Source organism: Bifidobacterium asteroides (assembly GCF_003202755.1).
GTDB classification, from domain to species: Bacteria; Actinomycetota; Actinomycetes; order Actinomycetales; family Bifidobacteriaceae; genus Bombiscardovia; species Bombiscardovia asteroides_F.
Genome location: NZ_QGLK01000001.1, coordinates 810,647 through 826,874, shown reverse-complemented (window position 1 = coordinate 826,874; position 16,228 = coordinate 810,647). Strand labels below are relative to the sequence as shown.

10 protein-coding genes are annotated in these 16,228 nt (G+C 63.9%); 4 read left to right on the top strand and 6 right to left on the bottom strand.

All coding sequences use genetic code 11. The features are described 5' to 3' along the window. Positions 1 to 63 precede the first annotated feature (63 nt). Positions 64 to 2,772 carry an FtsK/SpoIIIE family DNA translocase gene (locus DKK74_RS03030; RefSeq protein ID WP_110412683.1) on the bottom strand — a complete coding sequence of 903 codons (2,709 nt, stop codon included), beginning with the start codon at positions 2,770 to 2,772 and terminating at the stop codon, positions 64 to 66. Between the two features lie 100 nt (positions 2,773 to 2,872). Here DKK74_RS03030 and DKK74_RS03025 point away from each other — a divergent pair, with 100 nt between their 5' ends. Then, complete coding sequence (locus DKK74_RS03025) at positions 2,873 to 3,583, top strand: Fic family protein (protein WP_181414885.1); 711 nt, start codon at positions 2,873 to 2,875, stop codon at positions 3,581 to 3,583. Between the two features lie 24 nt (positions 3,584 to 3,607). Here the strand turns inward: DKK74_RS03025 and DKK74_RS03020 are convergent, their stop codons facing one another. The 3 genes from DKK74_RS03020 to miaB are packed head-to-tail and all read right to left on the bottom strand — an operon-like array spanning position 3,608 to position 6,555. Next, complete coding sequence (locus tag DKK74_RS03020) at positions 3,608 to 4,129, bottom strand: MerR family transcriptional regulator (protein WP_110412682.1); 522 nt, start codon at positions 4,127 to 4,129, stop codon at positions 3,608 to 3,610. 34 nt (positions 4,130 to 4,163) lie between these two features. Further along, positions 4,164 to 5,168, bottom strand: a complete 1,005-nt coding sequence (gene miaA / locus DKK74_RS03015; RefSeq protein WP_110412681.1) for a tRNA (adenosine(37)-N6)-dimethylallyltransferase MiaA — start codon at positions 5,166 to 5,168, stop codon at positions 4,164 to 4,166. Next, positions 5,155 to 6,555, bottom strand: a complete 1,401-nt coding sequence (gene miaB, locus DKK74_RS03010; RefSeq protein WP_258334423.1) for a tRNA (N6-isopentenyl adenosine(37)-C2)-methylthiotransferase MiaB — start codon at positions 6,553 to 6,555, stop codon at positions 5,155 to 5,157. The genes miaA and miaB overlap by 14 nt, the downstream gene beginning before the upstream one ends. Before the next feature lie 151 nt (positions 6,556 to 6,706). Here miaB and DKK74_RS03005 point away from each other — a divergent pair, with 151 nt between their 5' ends. Further along, positions 6,707 to 7,417: a GTP pyrophosphokinase gene (locus tag DKK74_RS03005; RefSeq protein WP_232347151.1), complete on the top strand. Its 711-nt coding sequence runs from the start codon at positions 6,707 to 6,709 to the stop codon at positions 7,415 to 7,417. 120 nt (positions 7,418 to 7,537) lie between these two features. Here the strand turns inward: DKK74_RS03005 and DKK74_RS03000 are convergent, their stop codons facing one another. After that, positions 7,538 to 8,377, bottom strand: coding sequence for an aldo/keto reductase (locus DKK74_RS03000; RefSeq protein WP_110412678.1), 840 nt, complete (start codon positions 8,375 to 8,377; stop codon positions 7,538 to 7,540). A 695-nt stretch (positions 8,378 to 9,072) separates the two neighbouring features. On the opposite strand from DKK74_RS03000, the gene DKK74_RS02995 reads away from it, so the two are divergent. Both DKK74_RS02995 and DKK74_RS02990 read left to right on the top strand, forming a co-directional pair. After that, on the top strand, positions 9,073 to 12,270 hold the full coding sequence (locus DKK74_RS02995) for an InlB B-repeat-containing protein (protein ID WP_258334422.1): 3,198 nt from the start codon (positions 9,073 to 9,075) through the stop codon (positions 12,268 to 12,270). 328 nt (positions 12,271 to 12,598) lie between these two features. After that, complete coding sequence (locus tag DKK74_RS02990) at positions 12,599 to 13,402, top strand: Bax inhibitor-1/YccA family protein (protein WP_110412677.1); 804 nt, start codon at positions 12,599 to 12,601, stop codon at positions 13,400 to 13,402. 51 nt (positions 13,403 to 13,453) lie between these two features. On the opposite strand, the gene acnA is transcribed toward DKK74_RS02990, so the two are convergent. Next, positions 13,454 to 16,186 carry an aconitate hydratase AcnA gene (acnA, locus tag DKK74_RS02985; protein ID WP_110412676.1) on the bottom strand — a complete coding sequence of 911 codons (2,733 nt, stop codon included), beginning with the start codon at positions 16,184 to 16,186 and terminating at the stop codon, positions 13,454 to 13,456. Positions 16,187 to 16,228 lie beyond the last annotated feature (42 nt).

Here is a 16,228-nt window from a genome sequence, read left to right as displayed (position 1 = left end):
ACTACATGCCGGGCGGCAGTTTCATCATAACGGTAGACCAGGCCTGGCTTTTTGGGCAGATGTTCAGCCATGCGCTTGCTCATCCGGGGCGGGATCCATGGAGGTGATGTCGCCTCGGATGAAGGCCAGGGCCTGCTGCAGCTGCGGCGGTTGGATGAGCACCTCGCGGGCCTTGGAACCCTCCGATGGCCCTACGATTCCCCTCGACTCGAGTAGATCCATCAGCCTCCCCGCCCTGGCGAAGCCCACACGCAGCTTGCGCTGGAGCATGGAGGTGGATCCGAACTGGGTAGTCACCACCAGCTCGGCCGCCTGGAGAAGCTCGTCCATATCGTCGCCGATCTCCTCCTGGATCTCATTCTTGTGGTCGGCCTTGTCGGCCATCTGCTCAATGTCCTCACGGTAGTGGGGCTTGCGCTGGGTGCGCACATAATCCACCGCCTTGCGAATCTCGGACTCGGAGACCCAGGCTCCCTGAACGCGGGTGGGCTTGGCCTGGCCCATGGGCAGGAAGAGGGCGTCGCCCTGGCCGATCAGGGTCTCGGCACCAGTGGCGTCCAGAATGACCCTGGAATCCGTGGATGAGGAGGTAGCGAAGGCCAACCTGGAGGGGATGTTGGCCTTGATCAGGCCGGTGACCACGTCCACCGAGGGCCGCTGGGTGGCCAAAACCAGGTGGACGCCGGCGGCACGCGCCAGCTGGGTGATTCGCTGGATGGAGCTCTCCACGTCGTTCTTGGCCACCATCATCAAATCGGCCATCTCGTCGACCACCACGACCAGGTAGGGGTACGGGGCCACCTTGCGATTGGAGCCCGCCGGGGCGTGGACCTTGCCCTCGCGCACGGCCTTGTTGAAGTCCTTGATGTGCCGGAATCCGAAAAACTGTAGGTCGTCGTAGCGGGCGTCCATCTCCTTGACCACCCACTCCAGGGCCTGGGCGGCCTTCTTGGGTTCGGTGATGATGGGCGTGAGCAGGTGGGGAATGCCGGCGTAGGCGCTCAGCTCCACGCGCTTGGGATCCACCATGATCAGGCGGACCTGTTCGGGCGTGGCCCGCATAATCAGCGAAACCAGCATGGAGTTGATGAAGCTGGACTTGCCCGAACCCGTAGCGCCGGCCACCAGCAGGTGGGGCATCTTGGTCAGGTCGGCAGTCACATAGTGGCCTTCCACGTCCTTGCCCACGGCGGTCATCATGGGGTTGTCGTCCTGCTTGGCCTTGTCGGAGCGCAGCACGTCGCCCAAATGGACGATCTCGCGGTCCACGTTGGGAATTTCGATGCCGATGGCCGACTTGCCGGGGATGGGAGACAGGATGCGCACATCCGAGCTGGCCACCGCGTAGGCGATGTTGCGCTGAAGATTGGTGACCTTCTCCACCTTGACACCCGGGCCCAGCTCCACCTCGTACTGAGTGACCGAGGGGCCGCGCAGGAAGCCCACCACCTTGGCGTCCACGTCAAACTGCTGGAAGGTCGATTGCAGGGCTTTGATGACCGCGTCGTTGGCCGAGGTCCTGACCGCGTGGGGCTTGCCCTTGACCAGCAGGTCCGTGCTGGGCAACACATAGGGCCGACTCTCGTCCACCTCGCGATCATCTGAGGAACTTGAAGCGTCAGTACCCTGGGCTCCGGCCGTGTGATTCCCTGCTCCCGGAGCGGGTTGGGCATCCATCTGCACAGTGTCCGCCGCAGCTGCGGCAGCGGCCCAGGGGTCCGAGGCCCCCACGCCGGACAGGGCAGCAGCATCCACCTTGGGATGCCCCTGCTCCCTGGCATCCAGGAGGGCAGCCGTGGCCGGGGCCTCCACTGCGGGCATGCTCTGCGTGGACACCTGGTCAGATTCGGCATCATGCGCCGACCGATCACTCTGGTCAGCCCTTTCGAGAGAAGCCGCCTGGGAAAAGGGCTCATCAGCCTCGTAACGCTCCAGATGGGTGTCAGTATCCTTGCCGATGCGGCCATGCAGCAGCCGGCTGAACCAGCCGGCCACCCCGCCCTTGCCGGAGTTCTGGACATCCTTCTGGTCCGACTCCTCGTGGGTGGGCACGCCGGGTGCCAGGGGCAGGGTGTCATCCCCCAGCCTGACCTCGTTGGGGGCAGTCTGCGCCGAGACCGAGCCGGAGCCGTGGGTCCTCTTCCCGCGCAGCCAGGCCATGAGGTCGCTCATATGGAATCTAAAGGTGATGAAGAGGCCGAAAATTGCCACGAGGACGAAGATGATGACAGCGAAGACCTTGGACAGCCCCCAGGCCAGGGGCGAACCCAGAAAGAACCCCAGAAGACCGCCTGAGTCGCTGATGGCTTTCATGTCGAAGCCGCGATAATCCGAGGCCATGAGCACGTCCAGAATGGAGCAGACCGACCAGAGCACCACCATGAGGCCGCCCACCACAGGCAGGTTGCCCGCCTCTCGTTCGGTGTAGCAGACCAGCCGGAAGGCTGCAAAGAGCAGAACCACCGGCAGGATGATGCTGCAGAGTCCCAGAACGCCCGCAGCCAGGGCGTGCAGTCCCCGCCCCAGGAAGCCGTTCACACGGAACCATTCGCTGGCACAGAAGAGCACGGCCAGGATGACCAGCACGAAGCAGAGCCCGTCCTTGCGGTAGGCGGAGTTGTCGCCGTTCTTGCCGGCCACGGCACGCACCAGGGATCCCATGCCCCGGGGCAGGGCCAGCAAGGCCTTGTGCCAGAAGGGTTCCGGGTCCTGGCTGTCCTTGGATGCGGTCCGACCGCGACTGCGTGCGTCTGCTTGCTGCTTACGTGTCATAACCCTTTCAGCCTACCCAAAACTCCGGTCCGCATCGGGCCCGCCGGGTCAGTGTGCACAACTCTTTCAGACGGGGGCCGCCGGGGCTAACATCGTTGACATGACACCAGCAGAACGTCAGAGCTCCGTGGCTTTCGCCATGCGCAACCTGCTTCTGGATGTCCGTCAGCCCAGTCCCTCGGCCCTGCAGACGGCAAGCGACTTTATGGCGGGCAGAAAGCAGGCCGAAGCGCTGGCTGACCACGCCCGGCGCTTGGAGGCCAAGGCGGATGCCCTGACGGATGCACTCTTTCTGCGGACCATCCTGATCTGTCAGCGGCCTTGGGCGACTGAGGGCGATCTTGAAGAGCTGCGAGCCATCCACCGCCGACTGCTGCCCAACCTGCCAGAAGAGCGGATGCTGCGCCGACCCCAACCGGAGGACGACGCCAGCCTATATCCGGCGACCATGCTGGAGCAGGGGGCTGCGGCCATCGGCCAGGAGCTGGCAGCCGAACGCAACCTTGCCAGCCTGGACCGTCCGGTCTTCGTGGAGCGCCTGGCCCACTACTACGACGAGCTCTCCTACCTGCACCCCTTCGCCGACTGTGACGGCATGACCCTGCGCATCTTCCTCTCGCGCCTGTCGCACGATGCCGGCTGGGACCTGGACTGGGGACAGGCTGATCCGACCGCCCACCGCCGGGCCATCCAACGAGCGCTCCGGGGCAGCACCGATGACCTGCAGGCCCTGATTGCGGGCATGGTCCGCCCGGTCAACCCAACCCGAATATTTCTGATCGCCGGATGGGACCAGGGTCCGGCCCACTGAGTTGGCAGCCTCAGCCCGGCAACCTCAGCTTGGCAGCCGCTCGTTGCCGCTGCGCTTGGCGGCCTCGATGATCTGGGCACTCCGATTGATCAGTTCTGTCGCCCCGGCCTGGTCGTGGTCGCGGACGCGCCCCCAGTAACGTATTTTGAGCTGCACATACCGCTTCCGCGCGCGCAGGCCGGCCATCCGCTGGTCCAGCCGCCGTCTCTGCTCGGCCAGGAGCTCGATCTGCCGTCCGGCGGCCTCGGCTCCCGCCGCACGGTTGCCCAGATACTCCCGCATGTGCTCCAGGGACATGCCCGTGGCGCTCAGGCAGGAGATGGTCTCCAGCAGGTCCAGATCATCCTGGTTGTAGCAGCGGTGGCCGCTTGAGGGGTCCCTGGCAATGGGCGGAATGATGCCAATGGTCTCGTAGTAGCGCAGGGTGGTCTCCGGCATCCCCGACATGAGCGAGGCCTGGCGGATGGTGTACCAGGGCCCGGATTCCTGGTCGGCCTGGGTTCGGTCGGTCTGGGTTTCAGCCTGGGGCTGCGTGATGGTGGTCATACCCGTCAAGTCTAGGAACTTCAAGTACTTGAAGTCAAAGCGCGCCCAGATGGTGTCTGGTCACCCTCCCCTGGTCCGACTGGTCGGCCTGGGCGTCCGCCTGCTCGAAGCAGCCTTGGTCGGCCCGGTCCACCAGGTCCAGGGCCTGCCGGGCCAGGTCCGGGGCCAGGGCATTCAGCCAGTGGATGCGCGGGTCCCGGCCGAACCAGCCCATCTGCTTGCGGGCCAGGCGCTTGGTCTTCTGCGCTATCAGACCGAAGGCGGCATCCAGGTCGGTGCGGCCGTCCAAGTAGTCCAGAATCTGCTGGTAGCCCAGGGCGCGTGAGGCCGTGGTCCCCAGGCGGTTCCGCAGCCCGCTCACCTCGTCGACCATCCCCTGGTCGCGCATGGCCTGGGTGCGCTGGTCGATCCTGCGGTCCAGCTCCTCCCTGGGCAGATCCAGCCCCAGCTGCAGGGCGGGCAGCAGGTAGCGGTACCGGGGCAGGCTGGCCGAATAGGGCCGTCCGGTGATCTCCATGACCTCCAGAGCCCGCACGGTCCGCCGCACATTCCGAGGGTCCATCCGCGCCGCAGCCTCCGGGTCCCGCTCCTGCAACTCGCGGAAGAGCAGCCCGGGTCCCTCCTCCTGGGCCCGCTCCTCCAGCCTGGCCCTGACCGCCGGGTCGGTGCCGGGGAAGGACAAATCGTCGATGACCGCCCGGGTATAGAGCCCTGAGCCACCGACCAAGATCGGCCGGATTCCCTGGGCCCGCAGGTCGGCTATCAGGGACCGGGCCATGGCCTGGAAGCGGGCCACGCTCATGGCCTCCTCCGGCTCGATGATGTCGATCAGGTGGTGGACCACCACCTGCCGCTCCTGGACCGAAGGTTTGGCCGTGCCCACATCCATCCCCCGGTACATCTGGTAAGCATCGGCATTAATGATCTGAGCCTCCTGCCCGCGCTTTTGGAGAGCTTGTGCCAGGGCCACGCCCAGTGCGGTCTTGCCCGAGGCCGTGGGACCCACGATGGAGACGATACGGGGGTCAGCGGATGTCATAGACCTGCCCCGCCTGGGGATCCGGGTCCGCGATCAGATAGTGGGGCCCTGCCTGGGTGACGGTGCAGGTCACCAGGTCCCCGGGCTTAGGCGCAGACATCCCCTGGGGCACGCCGACGTGGACCAGCACCCCGGTGCGCTCATGCCCGGTCACGCGGTGGGTGCTGCCGTCGTGCCGACCATGCCCGTCGCCGATCAGCACCTCCACATCTTTGCCCAGGAAGGCCTGCATGTGCTCCAAGGTGATGGACTCCTGCAGGGCCTGCAGCCGCTCGAACCGGTCCTGAACCACGGCCTTGGGCAGCTGCGGCATGCGCGCGGCCGGAGTGCCAGGCCTGGGCGAATACTCAAAGATGAAGGCCGACGAAAAGCGCGCCCGGCGCACGACGTCCATGGTGGCCTGGAAGTCTTCCTCGGTCTCCCCGGGGAATCCCACGATGATGTCGGTGGTGATCAGGGCATCGGGCATGGCGGTCCGCACCTTGTTCAGTATCTCCAGAAAGCGCTGGGACCGGTAGGAGCGCCGCATGGCCCGCAGAATCCGGTCGGAGCCCGACTGCAGGGGCATGTGCAGCTGGTGCATGACCGTGGGCGTCTCGGCCATGGCCGCAATCACATCGTCGGTGAAGGCCGCTGGATGGGGCGAAGTGAAGCGGATCCGCTCCAACCCAGGCACCTGGCCGCAGGCACGCAGGAGCCGGGCGAAGGCATAGCGGTCCCCCGTGGACCAGCCGTAGGAGTTGACGTTCTGTCCCAGCAGGGTCACCTGGCGGGCCCCGGAGCGCACGCAGTCCTCAACCTCCTGCAGGATGTCTTCCATGGACCGGTCCCGCTCCCGCCCGCGCACCGAGGGCACGATGCAGAAGGTGCAGGTGTTGTTGCAGCCGACCGATATGGACACCCAGGCCTGCGTGCGCGAGGCCCTGACCGCCGGCAGCCGCCCGGGCAGATCCCGCAGCTCCTGCGACACCCCCACCTGGGGCTGCCCGGCCTTGCGGGCCTTGTCCAACAGACCCGGCAGCGAGCCGATGTCCCTGGTGCCGAAGACCGCATCCACCCAGGGCGCCGCCTTCACGATCCGTTCCCGGTCCTTCTGGGCCATGCAGCCGCCCACGGCGATGCGCGTGTCGGGCTTGTGCTGCTTGAACCTGTGCCAGCGCCCGATGGTCCCGTACATGCGCTGGGTGGCGTTGTCGCGCACGGCGCAGGTGTTGAGCACCATCACGTCCACCTCGCGCGCGCGGACCTGCTCGGGCGTGGCCTGCTGGTAGCCCTGGTCCCGGAGCACCCCAGCGATCCGCTCGGAATCGTGCTCGTTCATCTGGCAGCCCAGGGTCCGCACATAGTAGACGCCCCTGCTGTCCTTACGCTGAGCGGTCACGCTCATACCCTCGCCTGCTTCCATAAGCCATGATTGTATGCGCAGGTCGGGTCCCGCTGCCATCGGGGCCTGTGGGTACCATGAGTCATGGTTACGAACGGCGGCATGGGAGGTTCATGTGATACTCGACCGTAACAGTGCCATGAGCGCATCCGAAATGAAGCAGCGACTGTCCGACTTGGACGAAAAGGACCGTCCCAAGTTGGACATCGACGAGATAACGGAATTCGTCAATCTCATGCAGACCTACGAGGGGGCCATGTACGAGATTTCGACCAAGCTGGACGTGCTGGACACGGAATTCCAGGTCCGGTTCAGCCACAACCCCATCCACCACATGGAGCGCCGGCTCAAGAGCGTGGACTCCCTGATCGGCAAGCTGCACCGCAAGAACCTACCCGTCACCATTCCCTCGGTGCGCGATCACATCTTCGACGTGGCCGGAGTGCGCGTCATCTGCAACTACCGGGATGACGTCTACTCGGTCTCCCGCTACCTCTCCGACCAGTCGGACATCCAAGTGCTGAGGGTCAAGGACTACATTCGCAACCCCAAGATGAACGGCTACCGCAGCCTGCACGTCATCTACGCCGTGCCGGTCTTCCTGACCTCTGGCCCCCATTACACGCCGGTCGAGGTGCAGTTCCGCACCATCGCCATGGACTACTGGGCCTCCCTGGAGCACCAGCTGCGTTACAAGTCCGACCTGCCCGACGCCCGCCTGGCCGAGCATTCGCAGACCCTACTGGACTGCGCCCGCTCTTTGCAGAACATCGAAGTGCAGATGCAGTCCATCCACCGAGACATCTCAGGTTCGCCCCAGGAACAGGAGACCGACGACGAAGCCATCAGCGGCAATACCGATTAGCTGAATCCTCACAAATCCTTTACCATAGGAACCAGGCCAGGTGGAAGGGTTGGGGCTTCCGCCGGGTCCCAGGAGGAGGCCCCGCCTGCAAGGTCGGGTCTCCTCCTGTACCACCATTACTCAGAAGTCGAATTTGTCGGGATCCGCACCGGTGCGCTCGTCCCTGTTCATGGCGGTGATGGCCTTCATATCCTCATCGCTCAGCTCGAAGTCGAAGACCTGCGCGTTCTGCTCAATCCGCTCCTTGTGGGTGGACTTGGGGATGACAATGACCCCACGCTGCAGGTGCCAGCGCAGCACGATCTGCGCCGGAGAGCGGTCATAGCGCTCGGCCATGGCCTTGAGCCTGGGGTCGGCCAGCAGGTTGCCGCCCGTGCCTCCCAATGGGCTGTAGGCCTCCACGTCCACACGCAGGGTGCCGTGGCAGTAGTCGATCAGGTCGTCGTTGACAAACTGGGGTGAGGACTCGATCTGGTCGACGGCAGGCTTAGTGCCGCTGATGGTGTGCAGCTCGTCCAGGTGGTGCTTCTGGAAGTTGCAGACCCCGATGGCACGCACCCGCCGCTGAGTGTAGAGCTCCTCCATGTCCTCCCAGGCCTGCTGCCAGCCCTTGGCGGGCCAGTGGATCAGGTAGAGGTCCAAGTAGTCCACGCCCAGCCGGTCCAGGCTCTCCTTGAAGGCCTCCTTGGTCCGCTCTGCACGGATGTCGTCATTCCAGAGCTTGGTGGTCAGGAAGACATCCCGCCGGTCAACCCCGGAGCGGCGCAGACCCTCCCCCACTGACTGCTCGTTGCCGTAGATCATGGCGGTGTCGATGTGGCGATAGCCCGCCTGCAGAGCCCAGGTGACGGCCTGGCTTGTGGCCTCGCCGTCGGGTGTTTGGAAGACCCCAAGCCCCAGCTGGGGGATGCTGACCCCGTTGTTGAGGGTGATGGCGGTATCGGTGACGTTTCCGGTCATATAGGCATACTCCTTGTCGGTCGATTAGAGGCCGTGACGTGTTGTCTGTTCATTCTATCTGTCAGGGAAGATGGGAGGAGCTGTTGCTTAGGCCTACCGCTGTGCATTTGCATCTCGTGTGTTGTTTTCTGGCTGGGTGGTAGGGTGAGAGACGGGGGAATCGAGAAGACGGCTGGCTTCTGCCATGGTTCCTGCAATTCGGTGCGGGATGGTGTTGACAGACTGGACAGCTTTCCGACAGGAAAAACGTTAATGTTATAGGCAGGCGGTGTTGATTCCGCTTGGTGTTTGGTGAAGGGGTTTTGGTTTCATGCATCTGGTTTCCCGTCTGCGTCGCATCATGGCGATGACGATCGTCCTGCTTGGCCTGCTGGCAGGCCTGGGCGTCGCATCCGCCCAGGCGGACGCTCCCATACTCACCGGGGGGGGGGGGTCGTCAGACCCCTCGCGTAGCTAACCAAACCCCCGGCATTTCCTCCAGCAACGCAACCAGTACACCACTGCCATCACCCTCACCAATACAAACCTCCACGCCATTAAGCCCGACAGCAAGTCCAAGCACCTCGTCATCGACGACGACAACACCAAGCAACACGGACACCACACCGACTCAATCAGCTGAAAAGACAGATAATCAGGCTTCGCGCACGGTGCGCTTCGACCCCGACGACGGCAGTAAGCCAACACAGTCAACCGTGAAAACCGGCACCCTCGCCACTCCTCCGCAACAGAATCCACAACGCGAACGCTTCCGGTTCAACGGATGGACTCATGATGACCAGCCTTTCGACTTCCAGACCCCCATCCTCCACGACACGACCCTGAAAGCCCGGTGGACCAAGACCACGGACTGGGCGCTGAGCCCGGACCACGGGCCCGCCTCCGACACCCGGCTGACCATCAGCCCACCAAGCAGACAGGAACCCTATTACGTCAGCATCCACACCACTGGAAACCAGACTGTCGGCCTAACGGGCGATGGCCACATCTACACATGGGCGCAAGACAGCACAACAGAACAGGTTTCTCTCCCCGCCCATGCTGCCGATGGGTTCCACTACCTGCAGGCCGCAGCCGGCAACCGATCGCAAGCCGCATTGGGATCCGACCAGCACATCTACACTTGGACCAGCCAACAGGCCACGCCCACCATCCTCGACACCAGCCAGAACAACCGATTCACCAGCATCAGCATGAACGATGACCTGCTGCTGGCCGTGGACCAGCAGGGACAGATCCACGCCTATAAGACCAGCCAGGCCGACAGCCAAAACACAAAACCGACAGAACAAGGCACAACCAGCCTGCCCGGACAAGCGCAGGCCATCACCGTCGCCGCCTCCGACAGCCAGGCTCTCATCGCGGACGCGGACGGGCACGCCTGGACATGGAATACGACCATTGAGAACTCCAAGCCCGAACGAGTCAAACAGGACCTAGGCATGCGCACCGTGCAAGCCCAAGCCCTCAGCAAAGGATTCATCCTCCTAGACACAGACGGGCACGCCTGGTACCAGGTCAACAACACCAACGCCATGATCCAGATCAGCCTGCCGGACAGCACGCAGGCCAGCCGGATCACCGCCAACGAGGACCAGGCCATCATCACCGGCACGGACGGCCACATCTGGGCCTGGAAACCCGGCAAAACACCCGCCAGCGCAGACAACGGAAAGCACCACTACACGCAGGCCGCAAGCATAGGCAACAGGCTCACTGCTATTGACAGGCACGGGAACCTATACCGATGGAGTCTGGGCGAGCAGGACCAGCCCGGCCAACCAGCAAGAATCAACACCGCACAGGCGCCCACCCTAGAATCAGCCAGCATGGACGGCCAGTTGCTGAAACTCAGCAAGAAAGACGATTTATGGCACGCGGAGATTCCCACCCGCCAGCCTGGGCAAACCGCCGTTCTCATCGCCGGCAAACAAGACGAGCAGCCCTTCACCAGAGGCCTCAAATACACCGTCGACCAGAGCCTGACCAGAGATGCCAGCCCAAAGGCCGGCCACTCCGTAAGCTTCGACACGACAGGAGGAGACCCGACCCCCGATCCGCAGCAGATCCTCTACCCTTACGGCAGAGTCAAGCGCCCCACTCCCAACCCGGCGCGCGAAGGCTACCAGTTCGACGGATGGTTCATCGGCAACATCGCCTACGACTTCAGCAAACCCGTCACTAAGGACCTCCTTCTCACCGCCCACTGGACGCCAGGCACATGGACCATCAACCCTGACAAGGGCAGCCAGCCCGGCGGACAACAGACCACCATCACTCCGCCACCCGGACAAGGCATAAAATTCAGCCAGATTAGCGGAGGAAAAGACTATAACACTGGTTTTTCCTTGGCTGTAGGCAGCGACGGAAACGCCTACGCCTGGGGAGACAACACGTATGGCCAGCTCGGCGACGGAACAACCAGTCAACGGACCACACCGGTCATGGTGAAGAAGCCCGATCACAAGACGTATCCGGATCTGCCCGCGAATTTCACTTACGTGCAGGTGAGCGCTGGAGGCCAGCACTCTCTGGCCGTGGGCAGCGATGGATACGCATACGCATGGGGACACAACGACTCTAGCCAGCTCGGCTACAGCACCAGCGATGACCATTCATCTATCCCTGTACGCGTGCGCGATCCCGACAGCCCAACTGATACGAGCAAAGGACTGAAAGCCACACAAGTCAGCGCCGGATACAATTATTCGCTAGCCATAGATGGCGACGGATACGCATACGCATGGGGACACAACGGGTTTGGTCAGCTCGGCAACGACAGCATCCCGACGGGACAATTTAATAGTAACGCCAGGTGTCTTGTCCCTGTACGCGTGCGCGATCCCGACAGCCCAACTGATACGAGCAAAGGACTGAAAGCTACACAAGTCAGCGCCGGATACGATCATTCGCTAGCCATGGGTAACAACGGGAACACGTACTCCTGGGGAGACAACAAGTATGGCCAGCTCGGCGACGGGACAACCATTCAACGGACTACGCCCGTCATGGCGAAGATCCCTGATCACAAGACGTATGCTGACCTGCCCGAGAATTTCACTTACGTGCAGGTAAGCGCCGGAGGCGATCATTCGCTGGCCGTCGGCAGCGACGGGCACGCCTACGCCTGGGGATACAACGAATATGGCCAGCTCGGCAACAACACCAGCGGCGACCATTCATCTATCCCTGTACGCGTGCGCGATCCCGACAGCCCAACTGATACGAGCAAAGGACTGAAAGCCACACAGATTAGCGGTGGACAAGAGCATTCGTTGGCTGTGGACAGCGACGGACATGTGTACGCATGGGGATTAAACAGCTATGGTCAGCTCGGCGACAACACCAGAAACAATCGGACAATCCCCGTAAAAGTGTTCGCCCCCAATCAGTCCACAAGCTCGGCCGATCAGTGGCTAAACGCCGTACTAGTCAGTGGCGGTTGGCGGCATTCGCTGGCGATCAGCACAGACGGAAACGCCAACACATGGGGAGAAAACCGGTATGGCCAGCTCGGAGACGACTCCAGAAACGACTCGAACGTTCCTGTGTCGGTGGTGTTCAATCTGACGCCGGTGATCAGCGGCGTCAAATTCGACACCAGCTCCGGCACGAATCTGACGCGCGGCAATAGTAATAGCGTGACCGTGCTCACGCCCGCGCACCAGCCGGGCACGGTCACGGTCAGCGTGGACTACACGCTGGGCGGCGCAGCCCAAACGCCGGACACCTCCCTCCGATACACGTACCTGCCAGCAGGCGTGCTCCCACAGGCCGGAGGGGAAGGCATCCTGCTCGCCCTAGCCACCGGCATGACCGGCATGGGCGGGGTCCTCGCCTCACGCCGCCACCGGAGGGAACAACACAGGCTGTCACACGCTTCGCACGAGTAAGAGCGGCCGGGCGGCGTATCAATCCCCCCGTCCCCGGCCCACATAGGGGGAGCAGGGGGAAAAGTGTCAGTCAAGGCTCAAACCCCAAAAGAGCCGACACCTTCCTCCCGCGCCCCCACCACGCTCCGTCCACCCTTCCAAAGTCTGGGCGGCACATCAGGAGAGGGGGCAACCGCCACGGCGGGATGTGGGCATGCAACCACCCCACCATGGCGGCCACCCCCACCCGATTCCAACCAGAGCAAACACCTGTTATAGGGCCAAACCGGCCATGTAGAATTGAACAAGACGACCATCCCGCCACAGACGGGAAGACAAGGAGGAGCAGATGGCTTTCAACGGGAATCCGCGGCCGCAGGCCCCATACGGTCAGTACACACAGCAGCCGATGCCGACCATGCAGGGTGGTGAGCCCTACGGCATGGGCGCGCCCATCGACACCAACGCAGCATATAGCTTTGAAAAGGCGGAACGGGTCTCCATGTCCCGTGCCTATGCGGAGATGGCCATCGGCCTGCTGGTCACCGCCCTGACCGCCTACCTGACTGCCCGGACCGGTCTGCTCCTGGCCTTCATGCAGGCCACGGGCACCTTGGGCTGGATCGGCATGGCCGTGGTCCAGGTGGCCTTCGCCATGGTCCTGAGCGTCCGAGTTATGCGCATGCGCACCTCCACCGCCCGGGTCATGTTCTACCTCTATGCGGCCCTGATGGGCTTCACCCTGAGCACCATCTTCATAACCTACTCACTGCCGTCCATCATGCTGACCCTGGTGATCAGCGCAGGCTTCTTCTTCGTCCTCAGCATGCTGGGGCTGACCACGCGGCGCAACATGCTGGGCATGGGGTCCATCTTCATGGCCGGCCTGCTCATGCTGATCCTGGTCCAGGTGGTCATGCTCTTCCTGGCCCCCTCCGACACGGCCCTGCGCGTGGTCTCGGCCATCGGTATCATCCTCTTCGCCGGGCTGACCATGTATGACGCCCAGCAGACCAGGGTCATCTTCGCCACCTACCGCAGCCAGGGGCCGGAGGCCATCAAGCGGGTCTCCATCCTCTGCGCCCTCAACCTCTACCTGGACTTCGTCAACCTCTTCCTCTACATCCTGAACCTGGTCGGCGATCGCAACTGATAAAAGAAAATCCCCGCCCCTGACGTTGGGGGCGGGGATTTTCTTATATCTTCAGTCCTCCTCGTCGGCCCTGGTCAGCAACCCGCGCAGCACGTACTGCAGGATGCCGCCGTTGCGGTAATACTCGGCCTCGCCAGGGGTGTCGATGCGCACCTTGGCCGCAAACTCCACCCTGCTGCCGTCGGACCGCTGGGCCCGCACCTGTACCTGCTCAGGCAGGGAGTTGTTCAGGGCATCGACACCGATCAAGTCATAGGTCTCCTGGCCGTCCAACCCCAGACTCTGGGCCGACTGACCCGCAGGGAACTCCAGCGGCAGCACGCCCATGCCGATCAGGTTGCTGCGGTGGATGCGCTCGAAGGACCTGGCAATGACGGCCCGCACACCCAGCATCCTTGTGCCCTTGGCCGCCCAGTCCCTGGAGGACCCCGTCCCGTACTCACTGCCGGCCAGCACCACCAGGGGAGTGCCCTGCCTGACATAGTCCTGCGCCGCCTCGAAGATGGTCGTCTCCTGACCGTCCATGAAGTCGTAGGTGAACCCTCCCGGGCGCACATCCAGCCCCACCGAGGCCAGAAGCTGGTTGCGCAGGCGGATGTTGCCGAAGGTGCCCCGGACCATGACCTCATGGTTGCCTCGCCGGGAGCCGTAGGAGTTGAAGTCCCTGGGGGCTATGCCGTGCTCCTGCAGGTAGCGGCCGGCCGGTGCATCGGCCTTGATGGCCCCCGCGGGCGAGATGTGGTCGGTGGTGACCGAATCCCCCAGCAGGGCCAGCACCCGGGCCCCGTGGATGTCCTCCAGAGGGTCGGGCTGGGCCTTCATGCCGTCGAAGAAGGTCTGGCGGCGGATGTAGGTGGAATCCTGGTCCCAGTGGAAGAGCTCGCCTTCCGGCACCTCCAGCTTCCGCCAGCGCTCGTCCCCGCCGAAGACATCCGCATAGTCGCGCAGGTACATGTCCCGATCCAGGGCGGCGCCCACCACGGACTCGATGGCCTCCTGGGAGGGCCAGATGTCCGCCAGCATGACCGGCTTGCCCTGGCTGTCCTGGCCCAGAGGGTCGTGCCAGGGGTCGAAGTCCATGGTGCCGGCCAGGGCGTAAGCCACCACCAGGGGCGGCGAGGCCAGGTAGTTCATCTTCACATCCGGGCTGATGCGCCCCTCGAAGTTCCTGTTGCCCGAGAGCACGGCAGTCACCGTCAGGTCATGATCGGCGATGGCCTGGTGGATGGCCGGGTCCAGGGGGCCGGAGTTGCCGATGCAGGTGGTGCAGCCGTAGCCGACCAGCTCGAAGCCCAGGGCATCCAGGTCCTTACTCAGGCCGGTCCGGTTCAGATAGTCCGTCACCACCTGGGAGCCCGGCGCCAACGAGGTCTTGACCCAGGGCTTGGGCTTGAGGCCCCGGGCGCGCGCCTGGCGGGCCAGCAGACCGGCGGCCACCATGACCGAGGGGTTGGAGGTGTTGGTGCAGGAGGTGATGGCCGCGATGACCACATCCCCGTCCCGCAGGCTGAACTCGCTGCCGTCGGCCTTCTTGACCGGCACAGCCTGGCCGTCTGCGTCCCTGCCCTGGTCGCTGTAATCCTTGAGATCCCGCTGGAAGGTCTTCTGGGCCTGGTCCAGCAGGATGCGGTCCTGGGGCCGCCGGGGGCCGGCAATGGACGGACGCACCGTAGACAGATCCAGCTCCAGCACCTGGGAATACTCGGGCTCGGGGCAGTCGGCATCCTCCGGGTCCATCCACAGGCCGTTGGCCTTGGCATAGGCCTCCACCAGGCGCACATGATCGTCGCTGCGGCCGGTCAGACGCAGGTAGTCCAGGGTGATTCGGTCGATGGGGAAGATGGCGCAGGTGGAGCCGAACTCGGGGCTCATGTTGCCCAGGGTGGCCCGGTTTGCCAGGGGGACCTGGGCCAGACCCTTGCCGTGGAACTCCACGAACCGGCCCACCACGCCCACCTCGCGCAGCATCTGGGTCACGGTCAGCACCACGTCGGTGGCGGTGACCCCCTCGGGTATGGATCCTGTCAGCTTGAAGCCCAGGACCTGGGGCACCAGCATGGAGATGGGCTGGCCCAGCATGGCCGCCTCGGCCTCGATGCCGCCTACGCCCCAGCCCAGCACGCCCAGGCCGTTGACCATGGTGGTGTGGGAGTCGGTGCCCACGCAGGAGTCCGGGTAGACCAGGGCCGGCCCCTCCCCTTGGGTCCTGTCCCTGCGCATGACCACCTGGGCCAGGTACTCCAGGTTGACCTGGTGGATGATGCCGGTGCCCGGGGGCACCACGCGGAAGTTTTGGAAGGCCTGCTGGCTCCAGCGCAGGAAGCGGTAGCGCTCACTGTTGCGCTGGTATTCCATGTCCATGTTGTGTTCCAGGGCGCCGGGCACGCCCGAGCTGTCCACCTGGACGGAGTGATCGATGACCATCTGCGCGGGGATGAGCGGGTTGACCAGGGAGGGGTCGTCGCCCAGGGCCTTGACGGCATCGCGCATGGTGGCCAGGTCGACCATGCAGGGCACACCGGTGAAGTCCTGCATGAGCACCCGGGCGGGACTGTACTGGATCTCCCTGTCGGGCTGGGCCTTGGGGTCCCAGTTCAGCAGCTGGTCCAGCTGGTCCCGGGTCACCGTGGTCCCGTTCTGGTGCCGCAGCAGATTCTCGGCCAGGATGCGCAGGCTGTAGGGCAGGTGGTCGATGCCCGGCAGGTCGCTGATCCGGTAGTATTCGAACTCCTCGGAGCCCACCTTGAGCTTGGAACGACCGGCATCTTGTGCGGATTCTGACATGCACCACCCCTTCCTTGGACGCTCAGGCACTGCCCTTGCGCC